A 1,110-nucleotide genomic window follows, 5' to 3' on the forward strand; every position below is an offset into this window, starting at 1 on the left:
AATCCATAAAGTAGGTGATACTCATGAATCAAGGAATACTGACCCCCGCTGAATGTGCGAAATACATCGGCGTCCACCGTGACACGATTTACGCGATGGTTCGCAAAAAGGAAATCCCGCATTTTCGGGTTCGCTCCCGCATTTTCTTCCGAGTTGAGAGCATCGACGCCTGGATGCGTGAACAGGAACAGAAAAACACCAAGTCTTCGGCCTAGTAACTCAACATCTTTTTGAATATTCTAGCTGTTTCTCTTTCTTAGTTCTATTCCTGCTTTTTCCTACTCGCTGTTTTCATTATCTCCACTTTACGCGATTGTCATGCTGCACGGAGGAGTATGATGCCCGGTATTTGATCCAGATCTGTCACCCAACAACGGAATCTGAGGAGGGGGATCCATATGGAACGTTCCTTGGTAGAGGAGGCATTCATCGAGCTGCAAGATGCTCAGTCCAATTTGAAGGAAACAGGTACCTCGTCACCCTTTTTGCTTACGGAACCTGGATTAAAAAAAGCAGAATCCATATGCACAGATACCAAAAAGTAGTGGTTACTCAGGGGAAGTTAGTCTTCCCTATCGTTTTTCTTACAAGTTGAAACTGAGTAGTAACAAAAGGACACGATCATAAAGGCGCTTGTCCATTTGTTAGTGGTCAGATTCGGAAAAAAGTGAGGAGGGGTCGTTATGCAATACGTTGAGCTGATGGTTTTGAGCGGTCGGGAACACAACGTTTTGAATCTTCTCAAGAAGAAAATTGAAATGCTGGCTGAGTCCGATGATTCATACGCGTTCCTGAAGGATGTGGTTGTATGCCACTTCCGGAAGGGGGTCTCTCAGGTTTCTCACCGCGTCAAATATAGCTATGAGAAGGGGGTGAAAAGCTACCTGTTTATCGGTGCCGATCTGATGAATTGGACCACCGATCAACTGGAGAAGTTGTATTGCGTTTTAACAAGCGGCATCCCATTTGTGATCGGGTTGGTTCGGAAGTGGCAGCAGATTCAACAGCGGCTGTTTACTTCTCAGGAAGAGATGGAACGCATGGCTCGTAATCTCGGTACAGAATTGGAGCCGGAGATTCGCCTGGTGTTACCTGAAAAAGAGACTGACA

3 protein-coding genes are annotated in these 1,110 nt (G+C 45.9%); all 3 read left to right on the forward strand.

Annotation, left to right across the window (positions count from 1 at the left end):
• Positions 1-23 precede the first annotated feature (23 nt).
• Positions 24-215 carry a helix-turn-helix domain-containing protein gene (locus ACTHO6_RS21065; protein WP_024983297.1) on the forward strand — a complete coding sequence of 64 codons (192 nt, stop codon included), beginning with the start codon at positions 24-26 and terminating at the stop codon, positions 213-215.
• A gap of 183 nt (positions 216-398) precedes the next feature.
• Positions 399-545: a hypothetical protein gene (locus tag ACTHO6_RS21070; protein ID WP_310769124.1), complete on the forward strand. Its 147-nt coding sequence runs from the start codon at positions 399-401 to the stop codon at positions 543-545.
• A gap of 138 nt (positions 546-683) precedes the next feature.
• A partial coding sequence (locus ACTHO6_RS21075) for a hypothetical protein (protein WP_440243791.1) occupies positions 684-1,110 on the forward strand: 427 nt, incomplete at its 3' end.

This window comes from Brevibacillus sp. SAFN-007a (assembly GCF_051967035.1).
In the GTDB taxonomy this organism is placed as follows: Bacteria; Bacillota; Bacilli; order Brevibacillales; family Brevibacillaceae; genus Brevibacillus.